16 protein-coding genes are annotated in these 17,267 nt (G+C 43.8%); 12 read left to right on the top strand and 4 right to left on the bottom strand.

The window, feature by feature from the left end; genetic code table 11:
• Position 1: 1 nt before the first annotated feature.
• Positions 2-409, top strand: coding sequence for a nuclear transport factor 2 family protein (locus tag J1N09_RS06620; RefSeq protein ID WP_265199110.1), 408 nt, complete (start codon positions 2-4; stop codon positions 407-409).
• A 71-nt stretch (positions 410-480) separates the two neighbouring features.
• A complete protein-coding gene (gene sucD / locus J1N09_RS06615; protein WP_265199109.1) occupies positions 481-1,353 on the top strand; it encodes a succinate--CoA ligase subunit alpha in 873 nt (290 codons plus the stop codon).
• 62 nt (positions 1,354-1,415) lie between these two features.
• Here sucD and J1N09_RS06610 read toward each other — a convergent pair whose 3' ends face one another.
• Entirely contained in the window at positions 1,416-3,353 is a 1,938-nt protein-coding gene (locus tag J1N09_RS06610) for a S9 family peptidase (RefSeq protein ID WP_265199108.1), read from the bottom strand.
• 140 nt (positions 3,354-3,493) lie between these two features.
• Here J1N09_RS06610 and fabG point away from each other — a divergent pair, with 140 nt between their 5' ends.
• The 3 genes from fabG to J1N09_RS06595 are packed head-to-tail and all read left to right on the top strand — an operon-like array spanning position 3,494 to position 7,112.
• Positions 3,494-4,240 carry a 3-oxoacyl-[acyl-carrier-protein] reductase gene (gene fabG, locus J1N09_RS06605; protein WP_265199106.1) on the top strand — a complete coding sequence of 249 codons (747 nt, stop codon included), beginning with the start codon at positions 3,494-3,496 and terminating at the stop codon, positions 4,238-4,240.
• A gap of 7 nt (positions 4,241-4,247) precedes the next feature.
• Positions 4,248-6,281, top strand: a complete 2,034-nt coding sequence (locus tag J1N09_RS06600; RefSeq protein ID WP_265199105.1) for a VWA domain-containing protein — start codon at positions 4,248-4,250, stop codon at positions 6,279-6,281.
• Positions 6,282-6,296: 15 nt separating this feature from the next.
• The gene (locus J1N09_RS06595; protein ID WP_265199102.1) at positions 6,297-7,112 is read left to right on the top strand and encodes a prohibitin family protein; all 816 of its coding nucleotides are present in this window, start codon (positions 6,297-6,299) and stop codon (positions 7,110-7,112) included.
• 55 nt (positions 7,113-7,167) lie between these two features.
• Here the strand turns inward: J1N09_RS06595 and J1N09_RS06590 are convergent, their stop codons facing one another.
• The 3 genes from J1N09_RS06590 to J1N09_RS06580 are packed head-to-tail and all read right to left on the bottom strand — an operon-like array spanning position 7,168 to position 10,586.
• Positions 7,168-8,895, bottom strand: coding sequence for a sodium:solute symporter family protein (locus J1N09_RS06590; RefSeq protein ID WP_265199101.1), 1,728 nt, complete (start codon positions 8,893-8,895; stop codon positions 7,168-7,170).
• A gap of 1 nt (position 8,896) precedes the next feature.
• Positions 8,897-9,586 carry a hypothetical protein gene (locus J1N09_RS06585; RefSeq protein ID WP_265199099.1) on the bottom strand — a complete coding sequence of 230 codons (690 nt, stop codon included), beginning with the start codon at positions 9,584-9,586 and terminating at the stop codon, positions 8,897-8,899.
• Complete coding sequence (locus J1N09_RS06580; protein WP_265199098.1) at positions 9,579-10,586, bottom strand: OmpA family protein; 1,008 nt, start codon at positions 10,584-10,586, stop codon at positions 9,579-9,581. The genes J1N09_RS06585 and J1N09_RS06580 overlap by 8 nt, the downstream gene beginning before the upstream one ends.
• A gap of 287 nt (positions 10,587-10,873) precedes the next feature.
• On the opposite strand from J1N09_RS06580, the gene hisG reads away from it, so the two are divergent.
• The 7 genes from hisG to hisF are packed head-to-tail and all read left to right on the top strand — an operon-like array spanning position 10,874 to position 17,262.
• Complete coding sequence (gene hisG, locus J1N09_RS06575; RefSeq protein ID WP_265199096.1) at positions 10,874-11,728, top strand: ATP phosphoribosyltransferase; 855 nt, start codon at positions 10,874-10,876, stop codon at positions 11,726-11,728.
• 11 nt (positions 11,729-11,739) lie between these two features.
• Positions 11,740-13,029 (top strand): histidinol dehydrogenase, encoded by a 1,290-nt coding sequence (gene hisD / locus J1N09_RS06570; protein WP_265199094.1) that lies wholly within the window; start codon positions 11,740-11,742, stop codon positions 13,027-13,029.
• Positions 13,026-14,072 (top strand): histidinol-phosphate transaminase, encoded by a 1,047-nt coding sequence (gene hisC / locus J1N09_RS06565; RefSeq protein WP_265199092.1) that lies wholly within the window; start codon positions 13,026-13,028, stop codon positions 14,070-14,072. Before hisD ends, hisC begins: the two co-directional genes overlap by 4 nt.
• A gap of 1 nt (position 14,073) precedes the next feature.
• Positions 14,074-15,210 carry a bifunctional histidinol-phosphatase/imidazoleglycerol-phosphate dehydratase HisB gene (hisB, locus tag J1N09_RS06560; RefSeq protein WP_265199090.1) on the top strand — a complete coding sequence of 379 codons (1,137 nt, stop codon included), beginning with the start codon at positions 14,074-14,076 and terminating at the stop codon, positions 15,208-15,210.
• Positions 15,211-15,792: an imidazole glycerol phosphate synthase subunit HisH gene (hisH, locus tag J1N09_RS06555; protein ID WP_265199088.1), complete on the top strand. Its 582-nt coding sequence runs from the start codon at positions 15,211-15,213 to the stop codon at positions 15,790-15,792. It begins immediately after the preceding gene.
• Complete coding sequence (gene hisA / locus J1N09_RS06550; RefSeq protein ID WP_265199086.1) at positions 15,789-16,517, top strand: 1-(5-phosphoribosyl)-5-[(5-phosphoribosylamino)methylideneamino]imidazole-4-carboxamide isomerase; 729 nt, start codon at positions 15,789-15,791, stop codon at positions 16,515-16,517. Before hisH ends, hisA begins: the two co-directional genes overlap by 4 nt.
• Positions 16,507-17,262, top strand: coding sequence for an imidazole glycerol phosphate synthase subunit HisF (hisF, locus tag J1N09_RS06545; RefSeq protein ID WP_265199085.1), 756 nt, complete (start codon positions 16,507-16,509; stop codon positions 17,260-17,262). Before hisA ends, hisF begins: the two co-directional genes overlap by 11 nt.
• Positions 17,263-17,267 lie beyond the last annotated feature (5 nt).

Below are 17,267 nucleotides of genomic sequence, written 5' to 3'. Positions count from 1 at the left end.
AATGACCGCTAAAGAAGTTGTAAGAAACTTTTACAAATCCGATATCCTTAAAGACACCACCGTTTTAGAACGCTTCATGCATAAAGACGTGGTGCTAATCTGGAATAGTGCGGATGGCCTGAGTATCATGCATTACGATGACCTTATCGATTTTTTTGCTGAAGTAAGACGATCCTACCACGATCTCCGCATCGAGGTGAGTCATTTGCTGGAGGACGACAACCATATCACGATTCGCTATAAATATTATATCCGTACCAATGAGAACCCCGATGAAGAACTGGGCATTGCTCATTTCATCGCCATTTGGGAGGTGAAAGACGATAAACTCTTCAGGGGATACCAGGTGAGTCAACCAGTGACCGATAAGGATGACACCAACGAATCCTATCACCGAGTTAAGGTGTAATTTTCTTTTTAAAACGGCTGTAAAGAGATATCTTTGCACCGAAATTATTCAACGTAAACTTCTAATATTCCATGAGTGTCTTAGTTAATAAAGATTCCAAGATTATAGTACAGGGCTTTACAGGTAGTGAAGGTACATTTCACGCTGGCCAGATGATTGAATACGGCACCAACGTAGTTGGTGGTGTTACTCCGGGCAAAGGTGGTCAAACACACCTGGATAAACCGGTTTTCAATACGGTAGAAGAAGCTGTAAAGGCAACAGGAGCTAATGTCTCCATCATTTTTGTGCCTCCTGCCTTCGCTGCAGATGCTATCATGGAAGCAGCCGATGCGGGTATTAAAGTGATTATTACAATTACAGAAGGTATCCCTGTGTCAGACATGATCAAGGCAAATGCCTATCTGAAAAACCGTGATTGCCGTATGGTTGGGCCTAACTGCCCGGGAGTTATTACTCCGGAAGAAGCCAAAGTTGGGATCATGCCCGGCTTTGTATTCAAGAAAGGTAAAGTTGGAATCGTATCAAAATCGGGTACACTCACCTATGAAGCCGCCGACCAGGTTGTGCGTCAGGGACTGGGAATTACAACTGCCATTGGTATTGGCGGAGACCCTATCATTGGGACTACCACAAAAGAAGCAGTTGAATTATTGATCAATGACGATGAAACCGAAGCCGTGGTTATGATAGGAGAGATCGGTGGTCAATTGGAAGCGGATGCTGCCAAATGGTATATGGAAAGCGGTAGCAAGAAGCCTATCGTAGGATTCATTGCCGGAGAAACAGCTCCAGCCGGACGTACCATGGGTCATGCAGGTGCCATCGTAGGAGGTAGCGACGATACTGCCCAGGCTAAGAAAAAGATCATGCGCGAATGTGGTATCCATGTAGTGGATTCTCCTGCCGAGATTGGCAAAAGAGTTGCCGAAGTATTAGGCTAATAATAACATTCATAAAATAAAAAAGAGCTCCATCGGAGCCCTTTTCTTATAGCAATAAACCATCAGGTCTTAACTTCTTCTAGTTCCTCTTCCTTTTTCATGTTTTCATCCAGGAATTGCACCATGGCGTTGTAGAAATCGAAGCGATTCTCTTCGTTTCTGAAACCATGCCCCTCGTTCATCTTCAGCATATACTGAACATTGATTCCCCTGTTCTCAAGTGCCGAAACCATCTGGTCCGATTCCGCCTGAACTACTCTCGGGTCATTCGCGCCTTGAGCGACGAATAGAGAGGCCTGTATCTTATCCACGTGGAATACAGGACTGTTGGCCTTCATCATAATGCTGTCCTGTGTGTTCGGATCTCCTACCATTTCGTAGAGCATCTTTTTATAAGGTTCCCAATAAGGTGGGATCGTTTCCATAAATGTGAAAAGGTTTGAAACCCCTACATAGTCTACCGCTGCAGCATACAGATCTGGATTTTTCGTAATTCCCGCTAGGGTGGCATATCCGCCGTAGCTTCCGCCGTAAATTGCAACTCGATCGGGATCTGCGATACCCTGTTCGATGAGCCAATTCACTCCGTCTGTAACATCATCCTGCATGGCCTGTCCCCACTGCTTGAAGGATTTCTGCCAGAACTCCTTCCCGTAGCCGGTAGAGCCTCTGAAATTCATTTGTAGGACAGCATACCCTCTGTTTGCCAGTAATTGGACCTCAGGATTGTATCCCCAGTTGTCTCGCGCCCATGGGCCCCCGTGCGGATTAATCACCATGGGTAAGTTCTTAGGTTCTACACCAAGAGGTAATGTGAGATAGCCATGAATGGTAAGTCCGTCCCTGCTGGTATAAGTAATTGGCTTCATAGGAGCCATGTGGTCCGGGTTCAGCCACGGACTGAGATCCGCAACCTTTTCAATCTCTCCCGTATTATCATCATAGAAGTAATAGGTGCCGCGTGACTTATCATCGGCTTTGTACACTATTAGTTTATCTTCGGTTTTATTTGAAGAGGAGATATAATACTCGTTATCAGTTCCTATTTCTTCAGCGAATTTGTTGAAAACAGCTTCAGCTTTCTGGTCCAGGAACTTGCGCTCGTGTTTGGCTTTGGTATATCCAATAGCCGTTACAACTTTACGATGATCGGAATAGGCCACATAATCTATGTCTACTTCGTCGTTTTGATAGATCTCTTCGATCTCCTTATTTTCCTTTAGATCGTATTTGACCACGGCGGATTTATCCCGTCCAAGATCGGAAATAGCATATACCACGTCTCCATTGTCGAAATCAAAGAACTGAGGTGATAAGGTTTCCTTGAAATTTAGCGTAATTACTTCTGAAAATTCTTCGTCTTCGGATTCCCGGTACCAGATGCTGGTATCAACGCCATTGGTCTTGTAGGCAAGGCGTAGCTTTCCGTCGTGATCCGTATCCCATCCGGTAATGTCACCGGGATTCTCGTACAGCAATTTCATTTCGCCAGTATTGATATTAATTCGATACGGGTCGAAGATCTGCGGGATGCGGTTATTGAGTCCGATGATCATTTCCTCCGGCTGACTTTCAAGGTCGTCGATGATCTGTGCACGCACTCCATCGAAAGGAGTGAGATTCACTTCATTCGCGCCGTCCTTGTTCAAAGAAAATAAATGGAAGTTCTCATTGCCACCATCGTCCTTGATGTATACGAGTCGGTCATTACTCGCCCAGAAATATCCATTGATATCCCTGTCCTCAACACTGGTGATTCTTACAACAGAATCCGAATCGATAGCTCGAACATGAATATTCATTCTCGATTTGTAAGGAGCCATATAAGCCATGTGAGAGCCGTCAGGAGATAGGCGGAACCTACTCTGATCGGAGTTTTTCATAAAGTCTTCCACAGAAATCGTGGGAGGTGGTGCAACGGCAATTGCCGTGTCTTTGTCGGTTGAATTCTTGCACGCAATAAAGAATATCAAGCATGCAAACAACAGTACTTTTTTCATAAGGTCGTTTTTAGATTGTAATGGATTAAGTTACAACATATTCTCAGAATAATTATATAACAAAGAAATCGGTGATAAATTGAGTAGGTAGCACAATATCTTTTTATCTTAGTCATTCAAATAACTAAGCCAGAATCATAATGAAATTACTTGAAGGAAAGACCGCTATTGTTACCGGTGGAAGCCGGGGTATTGGAAAAGGAATTGTTGAAATTTTTGCCAAACACGGGGCCAATGTAGCTTTCACGTATAACTCATCTAAAGAGTCGGCAGAAGCCATTGCTGCTGAAGCTGCTAAGGAAGGTGTGAAAGTAAAAGCATATCAAAGCAATGCTGCCAGCTTCGATGAAGCCCAGGAGCTTGCGGCTAACGTAGTCGAAGATTTTGGTAGTATCGACATCCTGGTAAACAACGCAGGTATCACAAAGGATAACCTGCTCATGCGTATTTCCGAAGAGGACTTCGACAAAGTAATTGAAGTAAATCTTAAATCGGTTTTCAATATGACCAAAGCTGTCCAACGTACCATGCTGAAACAGCGTAAAGGTTCCATCATCAATATGAGTTCGGTGGTTGGAGTTAAGGGAAATGCAGGACAGACCAATTACGCAGCATCCAAGGCCGGAATTCTGGGTTTTACCAAGTCGGTAGCCCTTGAGCTAGGGTCTCGTGACATCCGCTGTAATGCCATAGCGCCGGGATTTATTGAAACTGAAATGACCGGGCAACTGGATGAAGCCGTGGTTCAGGGCTGGAGAGATGCCATACCACTAAAGCGTGGGGGTACTCCTGAAGATATCGCAAATGCCTGCGTATATCTCGCCAGCGATCTTTCTTCCTATGTTACTGGCCAGGTGTTGAATGTGGACGGAGGGATGTTGACCTAATTACTCTATGACAGCAGAAACCGTATTATATATTATTGTTGCCGCCGTAGTTGCTTTTGCGGTGGCTGTTTTTATGTACGGGTACAAAGCCAAAGAATCGGTAAGACTTCGCTGGATCTTTGGTATACTGAGGTTCTTTAGCCTATTTGCACTGTTATTGCTGATCATCAATCCGAAATTCAGAAGTGAGACCTACACGGTTCAGAAACCGAAATTACCGGTACTTATTGATAATTCAAGCTCCATCGCAGAATTGGAACAAGATGGCAATGTCACCGAATTCGTTGAGATGCTAAAGAATAATTCGGAGTTGAACGACAAGTTTGATATTACCTATTTTTCCTTCGGAAAAGGCCTCACAAACAACGATTCACTGAGTTTTTCAGAAAAGAATACAAACATCGATAAGGCGCTTTCTTCGATCAAATCGGTTTTTAAGAACGAGATCGCTCCAACCGTACTACTTACCGATGGGAACCAAACCCTCGGCAATGATTACGAATTTGGAGTTTCGGATTTCGGTAACTCCATTTATCCTCTCATATTAGGAGATTCAACCAAATACACCGACCTAAAGATCGAACAACTCAACACCAATCGCTACGCATTCCTGAAGAACCAGTTTCCGGTGGAAGCCATACTGGTGTACAGCGGCACGGCACCGGTGAGTGCTCAGTTCCTAATATCGCAGGGTGGAAGTACGGTGTACCGAGAGTCAGTCTCATTCACCGAGCTGGACAACACCCGTACACTCTCCTTTACACTTCCGGCAAATAGTGTGGGACTACAGCGTTACCAGGCACAGATTGTCCCGCTTCAGGAGGAAAAGAATAAATCCAATAACACCAAACAATTCGCTGTTGAGGTGATCGACCAGGCCACTAATGTTCTGGTGGTAAGTAAGATCATCCACCCGGACCTTGGGGCGCTGCGAAAATCAATTAGCTCGAATGAACAGCGGACAGTGCGTTTTGCTAAACCTTCTGAAGCAGTTTCTCTTCTGAATGACCATCAGTTGGTCGTTTTGTATCAACCGGATGGCACATTTGCAAGTTTATACGAGGAGATCGAGAAACTGAAGAAGAATACCTTTACCATCACAGGAACACAGACAAATTGGGATTATCTGAATACCGTGCAACAAAATTTTGAGAAGGAGGCATCGTTTCAATCCGAGTTCGCAACTGGAGTTTTGAATCGGAATTACGGAACTTTTGCAGTTGAGGACATTGGGTTTGACGGCTTTCCGCCGCTTAAGACAGCCTTCGGAACCTTGGAGGTGTTAATACCCCACGAAACCATATTAGAGCAGGCAATAGATGGCTTTTCAAGTGATAGCCCCATGCTGGCAACCATGGAATTGAACGGTGTACGCAATGCCATTTGGGATGGGGAGGATCTTTGGAGATGGCGAGCTCAGACTTACCTCGAAACTGGGGATTTTAGTGCTTTTGATGAATTTACGGGCAAACTGGTTCAGTACCTGGCTTCTACCAAACGGAGGAGTCGCCTCGAAGTAGTAGGGGAGACTTTCTACTACAATAATGAACCCATAAAGATCACAGCACAGTATTTTGATAGTAATTATGTGTTCGATCCCAGGGCTTCGGTTACCATTTCAGTAGTAAACACGGAGACCAACGAACAGCGAACCTTCCCCATGCTATTGCGGTCGAATTTCTATGAGGTGGACTTGAACAGTTTACCAGCCGGGAATTATCAATATACGGTATCGGTTCGGGATGAAGTTGTAACGCGAAGTGGCAGTTTTACTATACTGGAATTCAATGTGGAGCAACAGTTTCTGAATGCTGACGTAACAAAACTTAAGAGACTGGCGACTAATACCAATGGTACTGCGTTTTTTGTATCGGAAAGGGAAAATCTGATCAACGCCCTACTTGAGGATCAGCGATTTGTTGCCGTTCAGAAAAGCGAACAAAAAGTCGTACCTTTAATCGACTGGAAATACCTGCTTGGACTCATCGCTTTACTCTTGAGTCTGGAGTGGTTCACAAGAAAATATAACGGACTTATATAACTAAAAAATTAATCAATGGAAAAATTACCTAAAATTGGGATTCCCCTTATTATTGTTGTCATAATAGTAATCATCGCCTTCGCAAAATCGGCAGTTACCATAGGATCTGGTGAAGCGGGTGTATTATATCGAACTTTCGGAGGCGGAGTTGTAACGGATGAGCCACCTTTGGGAGAAGGGTTTCACCTGGTTGCCCCATGGAATGACGTAATTAAATATGAAGTAAGGCAGCAGGAATTATTTGAAAAGATGAAAGTGTTGTCTTCCAATGGTCTGGAGATCCAGATTGACGCCTCAGCATGGTATTTGCCTGTCTATAACGATCTGGGGAATCTTCACCAATCCTTAGGCGAAAACTATCTGCAGCGTGTGATTCAGCCTGCAATACGTTCTGCCGCACGTAGCGTTGTAGGTAGATACACCCCCGAACAATTGTATAGCAGTAAACGTGATGCGATTCAGGATGAAATTTATACTGAAACAAAAAAGATACTTGAAGATCAGTATGTTCAGCTCAACGAAGTATTGGTTAGGGATGTCACCCTGCCGCCAACTATCAAAGAAGCTATCGAGCGTAAATTAAAGCAGGAGCAGGAGTCACTGGAATATGAGTTCCGACTTGTAACTGCTGCAAAGGAAGCCGAAAAGGTGATAATTGAAGCACAAGGTAAGGCGGACGCGAACCGGATTTTAAGTGCTTCGCTAACAGACAAGATCTTGCAGGATAAAGGAATTGATGCGACAATAAAATTGTCTGAGTCTCCTAATAGCAAGGTAATCGTAATAGGCTCCGGTGATAGTGGAATGCCTATTATACTTGGTAACCAATAAATTAACCTGATAAATAGAAGAAAAGGCCGCTATTGCGGTCTTTTTTTATGTCGTATTATTTGGATCGATTCCAGAATTTAAAGATCAGGAAAGTACACACAAGTGCTATACCCGACAGGATAAATCCTTCGGTATGGTCACCGTAGATGAAATTCCCAGTAGCAAACAGGAAACAGTATACGCCGATGACCCCGGAGAAGAAGGCTAGTATCTTAGTCCCAAAACCTTTGAATTTCGACTCTTTCTCAAAGATGAGGGCTTCAAAATTTTCAAGTGTTTGTTTATCGGTCGGTTTGGTAAGCATGGTTACCACTAGCCAACCTAGGGTGGTAATTATCACACCGGTGACCAGCTGCCAGTGAGAGGCCATTTCGAATAGAGGATTATCAAGTTTGCCGTTTACGAAGAATGCAAGGGCGATCATGAAGGAAATAACCATTGCGGCGATCTCGCTATACGGATTGATCCTTCGCCAAAACCATCTTAGGATGAACAGCAGACCTGTTCCTGCACCTATCTGAAGCAACAAATTAAAAGCATCTCTGGCCTCTTCAAGTATGGTTGCCAATAGGGCAGCAAAAAGCATCATTACTACCGTGGAAATCCTTCCAACGAGGACTTGTTCCTTATCGGAAGCATTTGGCTTCAGGAAACGCTTGTAGAAATCATTCACTACGTATGAACTTCCCCAATTGAGGTGCGTTGAGATCGTACTCATAAAGGCTGCTATCAAAGATGAAATAACAATGCCCAAAAGTCCTGCCGGTAAAAAGGTAAGCATGGCAGGGTAGGAGAGGTCGTTTCTCACAAATGAGGCGTCTAGGTTAGGGAAGGCCTGGGCAAGGCTGTCAAGGTTTGGGAAAACAATGATAGACGCGAGTCCAATTATAATCCAGGGCCACGGCCTTAGTGCATAGTGAGCAAAATTAAAGAACAATACCGCCCATGAAGCGTGTTTTTCATCTTTGGCCGCCAACATACGTTGCGCGATGTAACCCCCTCCACCAGGCTCAGCACCCGGATACCAAACACTCCACCACTGTACGGCCAGCGGTACAATAAGTAGTGGAATAAGAACTTCCATGTTCGTTAAATCAGGGAGCATATCGGTTTTCGAGGCAACTTCGGGAACGGCAAGTAAATTTGAGATACCGCCAACTTCGGGTAAGTTGACTATATAAATGGCTGCCCATACGCTTCCCACCATGGCAACTATAAATTGTATAAAATCCGTGAGCAGCACGCTACGAAGGCCTCCAAGTGCAGAATAGATAACCGTTACCACCGACGATATAAGCAAGGTTTCCGTAGCACTTAGACCAAACATCACATGACCTATCTTGATTGCTGCCAGGCACACGTTCGCCATGATAACAATGTTGAAGAATACACCAAGGTATATGGCCCGAAATCCTCTGAGAAATGCTGCCGATTTCCCGCTGTATCTCAATTCGTAGAATTCCAGGTCTGTAGTGATACCACTACGTCTCCACAATTTCGAATAGAAGAATACGGTTAGCATTCCGGTGAGCAGGAAACTCCACCAGATCCAGTTACCATAGACTCCGTCTTCCCTAATTACTCCTGCTACAAAGTTTGGAGTGTCTGCTGCAAAGGTGGTCGCCACCATTGATATCCCCAGTAGCCACCAGGGCATGTTTCGTCCCGATAAAAAGAATTCTTTGCTGTTTTTCCCGGATCTTTTGGCAACTACAATACCGATAATTATAAAAATGGCGAAAAACGATAGTATGAGTGCCCAATCGAGGAATTCTAGTTGCATACTAATACACTTTGCTTAGAGCCTTGGCCTGTCCCACCCAGTTGTCGCGTTCTATCCTTCCTGGGAAGAAGTCGATAAGTTCTGTTATAACGCGGATGTCGGAATCATTGAGTTTACTGATCTGGGAATAATTGCAAATTCCTATTTCATTGAGTTTTTGTTCGATATAGGGGCCGATTCCCATGATCTTGGTGAGGTCGTCTTTCTGATCGTGATCTGCATAACCAAAACTATCGAAATCCAATTCGGGTTTATCGATAGAGTAGTTTACAAAAGTGGACCGAGCCCTTTGTGCTATGGCCTCAGGTCGACTACCCTCTTCAATTTCTTCGGATTCTTCTTTCTGGGGTTCAGGTATTTCTTTTTCTTCCGGCACCACTTCTTCCTGAAACATCTCTTCTTCTTCTTTTTCCAACTCTTCTTCCACAATCTCCTCTTGTGCTTGCTTGACCACCTCCATAATTCGAGGTTTTATTTCTGAAAAGATAGAATCGATGTCGGTAGGTTCGCTTTTACGAAGAGGAGTTTTGAGTCGGTTTACCTCTTTCTTAAGCCGGGCTATGATCTTCTTGTATTTGTTCTTCTGAAACCATGAGGCTGCAAAATACCCGATTAAGAACGTACTCAGCATCAGGATGAAGATTCCTGTAAAATTGGGTAATTCTTTTATGAATTCGGATATGCTAGTCATTTGCGTCTAAATAAAATTTTACCTCCAGGCGCCGGTTCAAGTTACGACCTTTTACCGTACCATTCCCGGCAATGGGTTCTGACTCTCCTTTGGATACGGCTGTAATCTTATTTCGGTCGATACCCGCCTTAGTAACCAGGAACCAGCGTAGTTGTCGCGCATATTCAAGTCCTTTACCGTAATTGTCTATGGCGTTACCTACGTTGTCGGTATGCCCGATCACCTCCAGGTGTAGATTCGGATTTTCCTTTATTATTTCTGAAACGTCCTGTTGAAGAGCAATCAGTTCTTCGTTCACCATTATGCCCTGATATGAGAATTTAGGATAAACGGTTTTCGTTTCCGGAATGCTTTTCTTTAATGCCTGTATTCGGTCTTCATTTATGGGTTTGAATGCGAATTCGAAGCTGTGTTTGAAACTATTGTCCTCCTCGAAAGGAATTTGAGTGATAAAGGGCTTAATTACGATCCGTTCGGTAGGAATGCCCATGTTTACGAGAATTTCTTTAACCGCCCTTCCACGCTTGATGCCCAGGTTAGGTGAATCTATATTCTCGCTGGGGCTATACTGAGACGTAATGTGCAATTCCGTTTCGGGGTGTTCTACTGCGTAAGTATTCAATTTATATTTAAAATCAACCAGATCTTTCGGAATAGTAACCTCCGGCGAGTTTTTCTGAATTAGAAACCCTTCGTTATACATGAAAATGATGTCGCCCGAATCTCCCTTGGCCTTCAGCCCTTGTGACGGAGGTGAGATGAATTCTTCTTTATAAGCCTCGGAAATCGAAAGTGAGTCGACTTCGTCGATCACAGGATTTTCAGTTATTATTGTGGGGGAGTCCACCTTGGTGTTATCCGGAAGTTCTTCGTCATTTCCAATTGCTACCTCGGTCTTATTTACAGCTCCCGGTTCGTCCGGTTGAAGCCATGAATACAGCCAAAGCCCAAAAAATGACCATACGAGGAACACTAAAAAGGCGATTAAAAAGTTCTTCATTTTGCTGTTAAGGTCTGTAAAATAAGGCGTTAACGAATTTTAACTGGGACTCACTCAAATCTATAAAATTATTACTACATATTTTTCAATAATTTAATATGTTTTTCACAGAGTAGTAAACAAAAAATGTGTAATATTGTGAAGTAATGAATAATCAAAAACAACATCATAACCATATAGAAGTCCACGCTCAGGCGAGGTGATGTGGTATTAGGTTGTATTCAACATATATCGGACCCGTTTGAGAAATCAAACGGGTTTTTTTATTTTAAATCGATTCAGTTACTATGAAACTAAAAATTGCAATTCAGAAATCAGGAAGGTTACACGACGAATCCCTGAAGCTCCTCAGAGACTGTGGGATATCCATCAACAATGGAAGAGATCAGTTAAAAGCCTCTGCGAAGAACTTTCCCTTAGAGATCTACTATCTCAGAAATGGCGATATACCACAGTACCTAAAGGATGGTGTGGTAGATTGTGCAGTAATTGGGGAGAATCTACTCGTGGAAAAAGGAGAGGATATTCAGATACTGGAGAAACTGGGTTTCTCAAAATGCCGTGTTTCGCTGGCGGTCTCAAAGATATTCGAGTACGATACCATAAAGGATCTGGAGGGTAAACGCATTGCTACTTCCTATCCAATGACCACACAAAATTTCCTAAATGAGCAGGGAGTAAATGCTGAATTACACATCATTAACGGAAGTGTTGAAATTGCTCCAAACATAGGACTGGCCGACGCTATTTGTGATATTGTGAGTAGTGGAAGCACCTTGTTCAAGAATAATTTGAAGGAGGTGGAGGTTATCATGCAGAGCGAAGCCGTACTGGCAGCCTCACCCCGGATACCTGAAGGTGTGAGGGAAATACTTGAAAGATTCCAGTTCCGTATCCAGTCGGTGCTGAAAGGAAGGGATTTTAGATATGTTTTACTAAATGCACCCAATAAAAAGCTCGATTCCATAATAGGCCTCCTGCCCGGGATGAAGAGTCCTACCGTGCTTCCTCTTGCAGAGGAGGGTTGGAGCAGTATACACTCTGTTGTGAGACAAGATATCTTTTGGGAGGTGATAGACAAATTGAAAGATGAAGGTGCTGAAGGCATACTCGTTTGCCCAATTGAAAAAATGGTGCTTTAATTAGAAAAGTTATGAAATTATACAAATACCCCAACCCATCCACATGGACGGAATTACTTTCGAGGCCTACTCAAACCTTCGACGAGATCGAGAATACGGTGCAGGAAGTTTTTTCTGAAGTTAAAAACAAAGGCGATAAGGCCTTACGGAAATACACCGATCTCTTTGATGGCGTCTCCCTGAAAGAATTAAAAGTAGCTCAATCTGAGATCGACGCTGCCGAGAAATTACTTTCCGATGAGCTAAAAGAGGCAATAAAACTAGCTAAATCGAATATTCAAAGGTTCCACGAGGCTCAGCAAACCGACCGAATAGCAATAGATACCATGGATGGTGTTTCTTGCTGGCAGGAGAAGAGAGCTATTCAAAAGGTGGGGCTTTATATACCCGGTGGGACAGCACCGTTATTTTCGACTATTCTAATGCTTGCTTTGCCTGCTAAAATTGCAGGCTGCGAAGAAATTTCAATTTGCACACCACCGGATGCCCAGGGTAATGTGGCTCCGGTTATCCTTTACACTGCAAAACTCTGTGGAGTAAGCAATATTTTCAAGGTGGGTGGTATCCAGGCGGTTGCCGCTATGACCTTCGGAACTGAAACTGTTCCGTCAACTTACAAGATCTTCGGACCCGGAAACCAATTTGTAACGGTAGCCAAGCAGATGGCAACGAAATACGGAGTGGCAATAGACATGCCTGCGGGGCCTTCGGAACTGCTTGTGTATGCTGACGAGACGGCTAATGCCTCCTTTGTGGCATCCGACCTGCTCAGCCAGGCCGAGCACGGTCCGGATAGCCAGGTGATCCTCGTAACAACCAGTGAAACATTGGCTACGGCTGTTTCCGAAGAAATTAAAACCCAGATTGAAGCGCTCCCAAGAGCTGATATAGCTAAAAGATCAATGGCAAATTCCAGGCAGATCCTTGTGAGTGATACGAATGAGGCCATAGCCCTAATCAATGAATACGGTCCGGAGCACTTTATTGTAGTTGCTTCAGACGAAGATGAATTCACTAATCGGATACAGAATGCCGGATCGGTATTCCTGGGTGCGTACACGCCTGAAAGTGCCGGGGATTATGCCTCCGGCACCAATCACACCCTTCCAACCAATGGCTATGCGAAGCAATATAGCGGACTAAACCTAGACAGTTTTATGAAGAGCATTACTTTTCAAAAGGTTAGCAAGGAAGGCTTAAAAAATATTGGACCAGCGGTAGAATTAATGGCCGCTGCCGAAGGGCTTGAGGCCCACAAGAATGCAGTAACACTGAGGTTGAACGAAATCGATTCGATATGAGTAGGAGAATAGATCTGGACCGACTCTTACGCCCCTGCGTGAAGTCGCTGAAACCTTACAGTTCCGCAAGGGACGAGTATACGGGCGGTAAATCCGGGATGGTCTTCCTGGATGCCAACGAAAATCCTTTCGACAATGGTGTGAATCGGTATCCTGATCCGCATCAGAAAGAGTTAAAAGCTAAGATCTCAGAAATCAAGGGTGTACCTTCTGCAAATATTTTCCTCGGAAATGGCAGTGATGAAGTTCTTGACCTCCTATTCAGGGCGTTTTGCGAACCCGGGACTGACAATTGCATCAGTTTGCCGCCTACCTACGGGATGTACAAGGTGTTGTCTGGCATCAACAATGTAGAGAACAGGGAGGTTTTGCTTAGGTCCGATTTTCAGCCGGATAAACCTGGGATCGAAAAAATGACAGACGCTAATACCAAATTACTTTTCCTGTGTTCCCCAAATAATCCTACCGGTAACCTCATGAATCCTGATGTCATTCTTGAATTACTGGAGAATTTCAATGGTTTGGTGGTCATAGATGAGGCTTATATAGATTTCTCAACCTCTGAAAGCTGGTCGAAGCAGCTGCCGAAATACAAGAATTTGGTTGTAACTCAAACTTTGTCTAAGGCTTATGGATTGGCAGGGATCAGGCTCGGAATGTGCTTTGCGTCTAAAGAAATTATCGAGGTTTTAAACCGAATAAAGCCTCCGTATAATGTAAACGAATTGAGTCAGCAAAGAGCGCTAAGTGCTCTTAGCAATCGAAATCAATATGAAAATGAAAAGAATTCAATAATAAGAGAAAAGAACCGATTACTTAAACAATTACTTCAGATAAAATACGTAAAAGATATATTCCCAAGTGAAGCAAATTTTTTCCTGGTACGAGTTGATGATGCTGATAAGCGATATGCTCAACTTATCAGTCATAGGATTGTAGTTCGAAACAGGGGTAATCAACCCTTATGTAAAAATACTTTGCGAATAACTGTAGGAACATGGGAGGAAAATGACTTCCTAATCAAAGCCTTACAAACCATCTGAGATGAAAAAGAAAGTACTATTTATAGATAGGGACGGAACCCTTATTAAAGAACCTGCCGATGAGCAGATAGATTCGTTCGACAAACTGGATTTTTACCCAAAAGCTATAGCCGCCATGAGCAAGATCGCTTTAGAGCTTGATTTTGAATTGGTCATGATCACCAACCAGGATGGCCTTGGAAGCGATGTTTTCCCCGAAGATACCTTTTGGCCTGTCCAGAATTTTATAGTTAAGACCTTTGAGAATGAAGGTGTGGTCTTCGATGAGGTCTGTATTGATCGCACTTTTCCCGAAGACAATGCACCCACCAGGAAACCCGGAACCGGAATGCTCACGAAGTATTTTGGCCAGGAGTATGACCTTGAAGGTTCCTTTGTGATTGGCGATCGGTTAACCGATATGGAACTGGCCAAAAACCTGGGATCCAAAGGGATCTACATAAATGACGAGACACATCTCGGAACTGATGAGATCACTGTTGAAAGAAAAGAGCTAGATGAATACATAGCCCTGGAAAGCAACGATTGGGATACCATCTTTACCTTTCTGAAGTTAGGAGCCAGGACTTCCCAAGTGAAACGCAAGACCAATGAAACGGATATTTCTATAAATCTGAACCTCGATGGTACGGGCAGGAGCAACATTAGCACAGGGATTGCGTTTTTCGACCATATGCTGGATCAGTTGTCGCGTCATGGTATGCTTGATCTTGAGATTTCAGTTAAGGGAGATCTCGAAGTGGATGAACACCATACCATAGAGGATACCGCGATTGCCCTGGGAGAAGCATTCTACCTTGCATTAGGTGATAAGATGGGTATAGAGCGTTATGGTTTTTGTTTACCAATGGATGATTGCCTGGCACAGGTGGCCATCGATTTTGGAGGGAGGAACTGGTTGGTTTGGGAAGCAGACTTCAAACGAGAAATGATAGGAAAGATGCCTACCGAAATGTTCATGCACTTCTTCAAGTCGTTTACAGACAGCGCCCGGGCTAACCTTAATATCAAGGCTGAAGGCAACAATGAACACCACAAGATCGAAGCCATATTCAAAGCATTCGCCAAAGCGATCAAAGCTGCTGTAAAGCGCGATACCGATAAACTATTATTACCTAGCACGAAAGGAACACTGTAGATGAAACTAGTACAAATAGATTATGGTGCCGGTAATGTGAAGAACATCCAGTTTGCGTTTGAGAGGTTCGGGATCAGCCCGGTTTTGAGTTCGGATCCTGAGGAAATTCGTAGTGCAGATAAAGTGATCTTTCCCGGAGTGGGAGAGGCCAGTTCAGCAATGGAAAAGCTTCGGAAGACGGGTCTGGATAAGGTAATTCCAACACTTACCCAGCCCGTTCTGGGAATATGTCTTGGCATGCAATTGCTTTGTGAGACTTCAGAAGAAAATAATACGCAAGGACTTGGAATCATTTCAGAAGAGGTAAAACGCTTTTCAAATGCGGTAAAAGTGCCGCAGATCGGCTGGAATCGCATTCATGACCTTAATTCTCATTTGTTCGATGGCATTGATGAAAATGAATTTATGTACCTGGTACACAGTTACTATGTGCCTCTATGCGATGAAACTATAGCAGTCTGCGATTACGAAATACCCTATTCAGCAGCGCTACGGAAGAACAACTTCTACGGTGTCCAATTTCACCCCGAAAAAAGCAGTATCGCAGGAGAACAACTATTAAAAAACTTCTTGTCGTTATGAGAATCATCCCCGCTATAGATTTAATTGAAGGAAAATGTGTCCGACTCACAAAAGGAGACTACAATACTAAGGTGATTTACAACGAGGACCCGCTGGAGGTGGCTAAAATGTTCGAAGCACATGGTATCGAATACCTTCATCTTGTTGACCTGGATGGCGCGAAGGGAGGAAGGATTATAAACCACAAAGTTCTGGAGAGTATCACGGGAAAAACAGGGTTAAAGGTTGATTTTGGTGGAGGATTGAAATCGGATGAGGACTTGCATATCGCTTTCGAAAGCGGTGCAAACCAGGTGACGGGTGGAAGCATTGCAGTGAAATCGCCCGACATATTTCTGAAATGGTTAAAGACTTACGGAAGTGATAAGATCATCCTGGGGGCGGATGCCCGCGACGAAAAAGTTGCTGTCAGCGGGTGGTTGGAAGAGTCGAAAGAAGAGCTAATTCCCTTCATCCGAAACTACCGAAAGGGTGGAGCTAAGTATGTCATTTGTACGGATATAAGCAAAGACGGAATGTTGGAGGGGCCATCTTTCCAGTTATATGAAAAGATTTTAAATGAAATAGAAGAAATAAACCTGATCGCATCGGGTGGTATCTCGAAGTTTGACGAATTACCCCGACTTAAGGATTTAGGATGTGAGGGTGTAATTATCGGAAAAGCGATCTATGAGCAGCGAATTTCACTCAAACAACTTGAAAATTTTATACTGAATGCTAACTAAACGAATCATACCCTGTCTGGATATCAAAGATGGAAGGACCGTGAAAGGAATCAATTTCGTGAACCTTCGGGATGCAGGGGACCCGGTTGAACTGGCCGAAATCTATTGTGATTCCGGGGCAGATGAGCTGGTTTTCCTTGATATATCCGCTTCAGAAGAAAAAAGAAAAACCCTGGCCGACCTCGTTCTTCGCGTAGCAGCTAGAATCAGGATACCATTCACCGTGGGAGGTGGTATTTCGAGTGTAGAGGATGTGGAAGTGCTATTAAAGAACGGTGCAGATAAGGTGTGTGTAAATTCAGCGGCGGTGAAGCGCCCTGAATTACTGAATGAGCTGTCGTCCCGTTTCGGAAATCAGTGCATAGTGGTCGCTATCGACGCAAAGAAGATTGATGACTCATGGAAAGTACACCTGGTAGGAGGAAAAGTGCCTACCGAGGTAGATCTCTTCGAATGGGCGAAAGAAGTAGAGGAAAGAGGAGCGGGAGAGATCATGTTTACGTCTATGGATCACGATGGAACCAAGAATGGTTTTGCCAATGAGGCACTGGCTAAGCTCACTGAACTCGTAAATATTCCGATAATCGCATCCGGTGGTGCGGGAAATGAGCAGCATTTTGCCGATACTTTTATCTATGGAAACTCAGATGCGGCACTGGCTGCCAGTGTTTTTCACTTCAAGGAAATTAAAATATCAGATCTAAAAAAGAAATTAAAAGAACAGGGAATCCCTGTTCGTACATAAAAAAC

Origin of the sequence: Aureitalea sp. L0-47 (assembly GCF_026126405.1) — a bacterium.
In the GTDB taxonomy this organism is placed as follows: Bacteria; Bacteroidota; Bacteroidia; order Flavobacteriales; family Flavobacteriaceae; genus Pukyongia.
The sequence above is the reverse complement of the archived record's forward strand: the minus strand, read 5'-3'. Positions and strand labels throughout refer to the sequence as shown.

Coding starts and splice junctions, on each gene's coding strand:
- J1N09_RS06620 (WP_265199110.1), top strand. CDS start 2: ATGACCGCTAAAGAAGTTGTAAGAAACTTTTACAAATCCGATATCCTT.
- sucD (WP_265199109.1), top strand. CDS start 481: ATGAGTGTCTTAGTTAATAAAGATTCCAAGATTATAGTACAGGGCTTT.
- J1N09_RS06610 (WP_265199108.1), bottom strand. CDS start 3,353: ATGAAAAAAGTACTGTTGTTTGCATGCTTGATATTCTTTATTGCGTGC.
- fabG (WP_265199106.1), top strand. CDS start 3,494: ATGAAATTACTTGAAGGAAAGACCGCTATTGTTACCGGTGGAAGCCGG.
- J1N09_RS06600 (WP_265199105.1), top strand. CDS start 4,248: ATGACAGCAGAAACCGTATTATATATTATTGTTGCCGCCGTAGTTGCT.
- J1N09_RS06595 (WP_265199102.1), top strand. CDS start 6,297: ATGGAAAAATTACCTAAAATTGGGATTCCCCTTATTATTGTTGTCATA.
- J1N09_RS06590 (WP_265199101.1), bottom strand. CDS start 8,895: ATGCAACTAGAATTCCTCGATTGGGCACTCATACTATCGTTTTTCGCC.
- J1N09_RS06585 (WP_265199099.1), bottom strand. CDS start 9,586: ATGACTAGCATATCCGAATTCATAAAAGAATTACCCAATTTTACAGGA.
- J1N09_RS06580 (WP_265199098.1), bottom strand. CDS start 10,586: ATGAAGAACTTTTTAATCGCCTTTTTAGTGTTCCTCGTATGGTCATTT.
- hisG (WP_265199096.1), top strand. CDS start 10,874: ATGAAACTAAAAATTGCAATTCAGAAATCAGGAAGGTTACACGACGAA.
- hisD (WP_265199094.1), top strand. CDS start 11,740: ATGAAATTATACAAATACCCCAACCCATCCACATGGACGGAATTACTT.
- hisC (WP_265199092.1), top strand. CDS start 13,026: ATGAGTAGGAGAATAGATCTGGACCGACTCTTACGCCCCTGCGTGAAG.
- hisB (WP_265199090.1), top strand. CDS start 14,074: ATGAAAAAGAAAGTACTATTTATAGATAGGGACGGAACCCTTATTAAA.
- hisH (WP_265199088.1), top strand. CDS start 15,211: ATGAAACTAGTACAAATAGATTATGGTGCCGGTAATGTGAAGAACATC.
- hisA (WP_265199086.1), top strand. CDS start 15,789: ATGAGAATCATCCCCGCTATAGATTTAATTGAAGGAAAATGTGTCCGA.
- hisF (WP_265199085.1), top strand. CDS start 16,507: ATGCTAACTAAACGAATCATACCCTGTCTGGATATCAAAGATGGAAGG.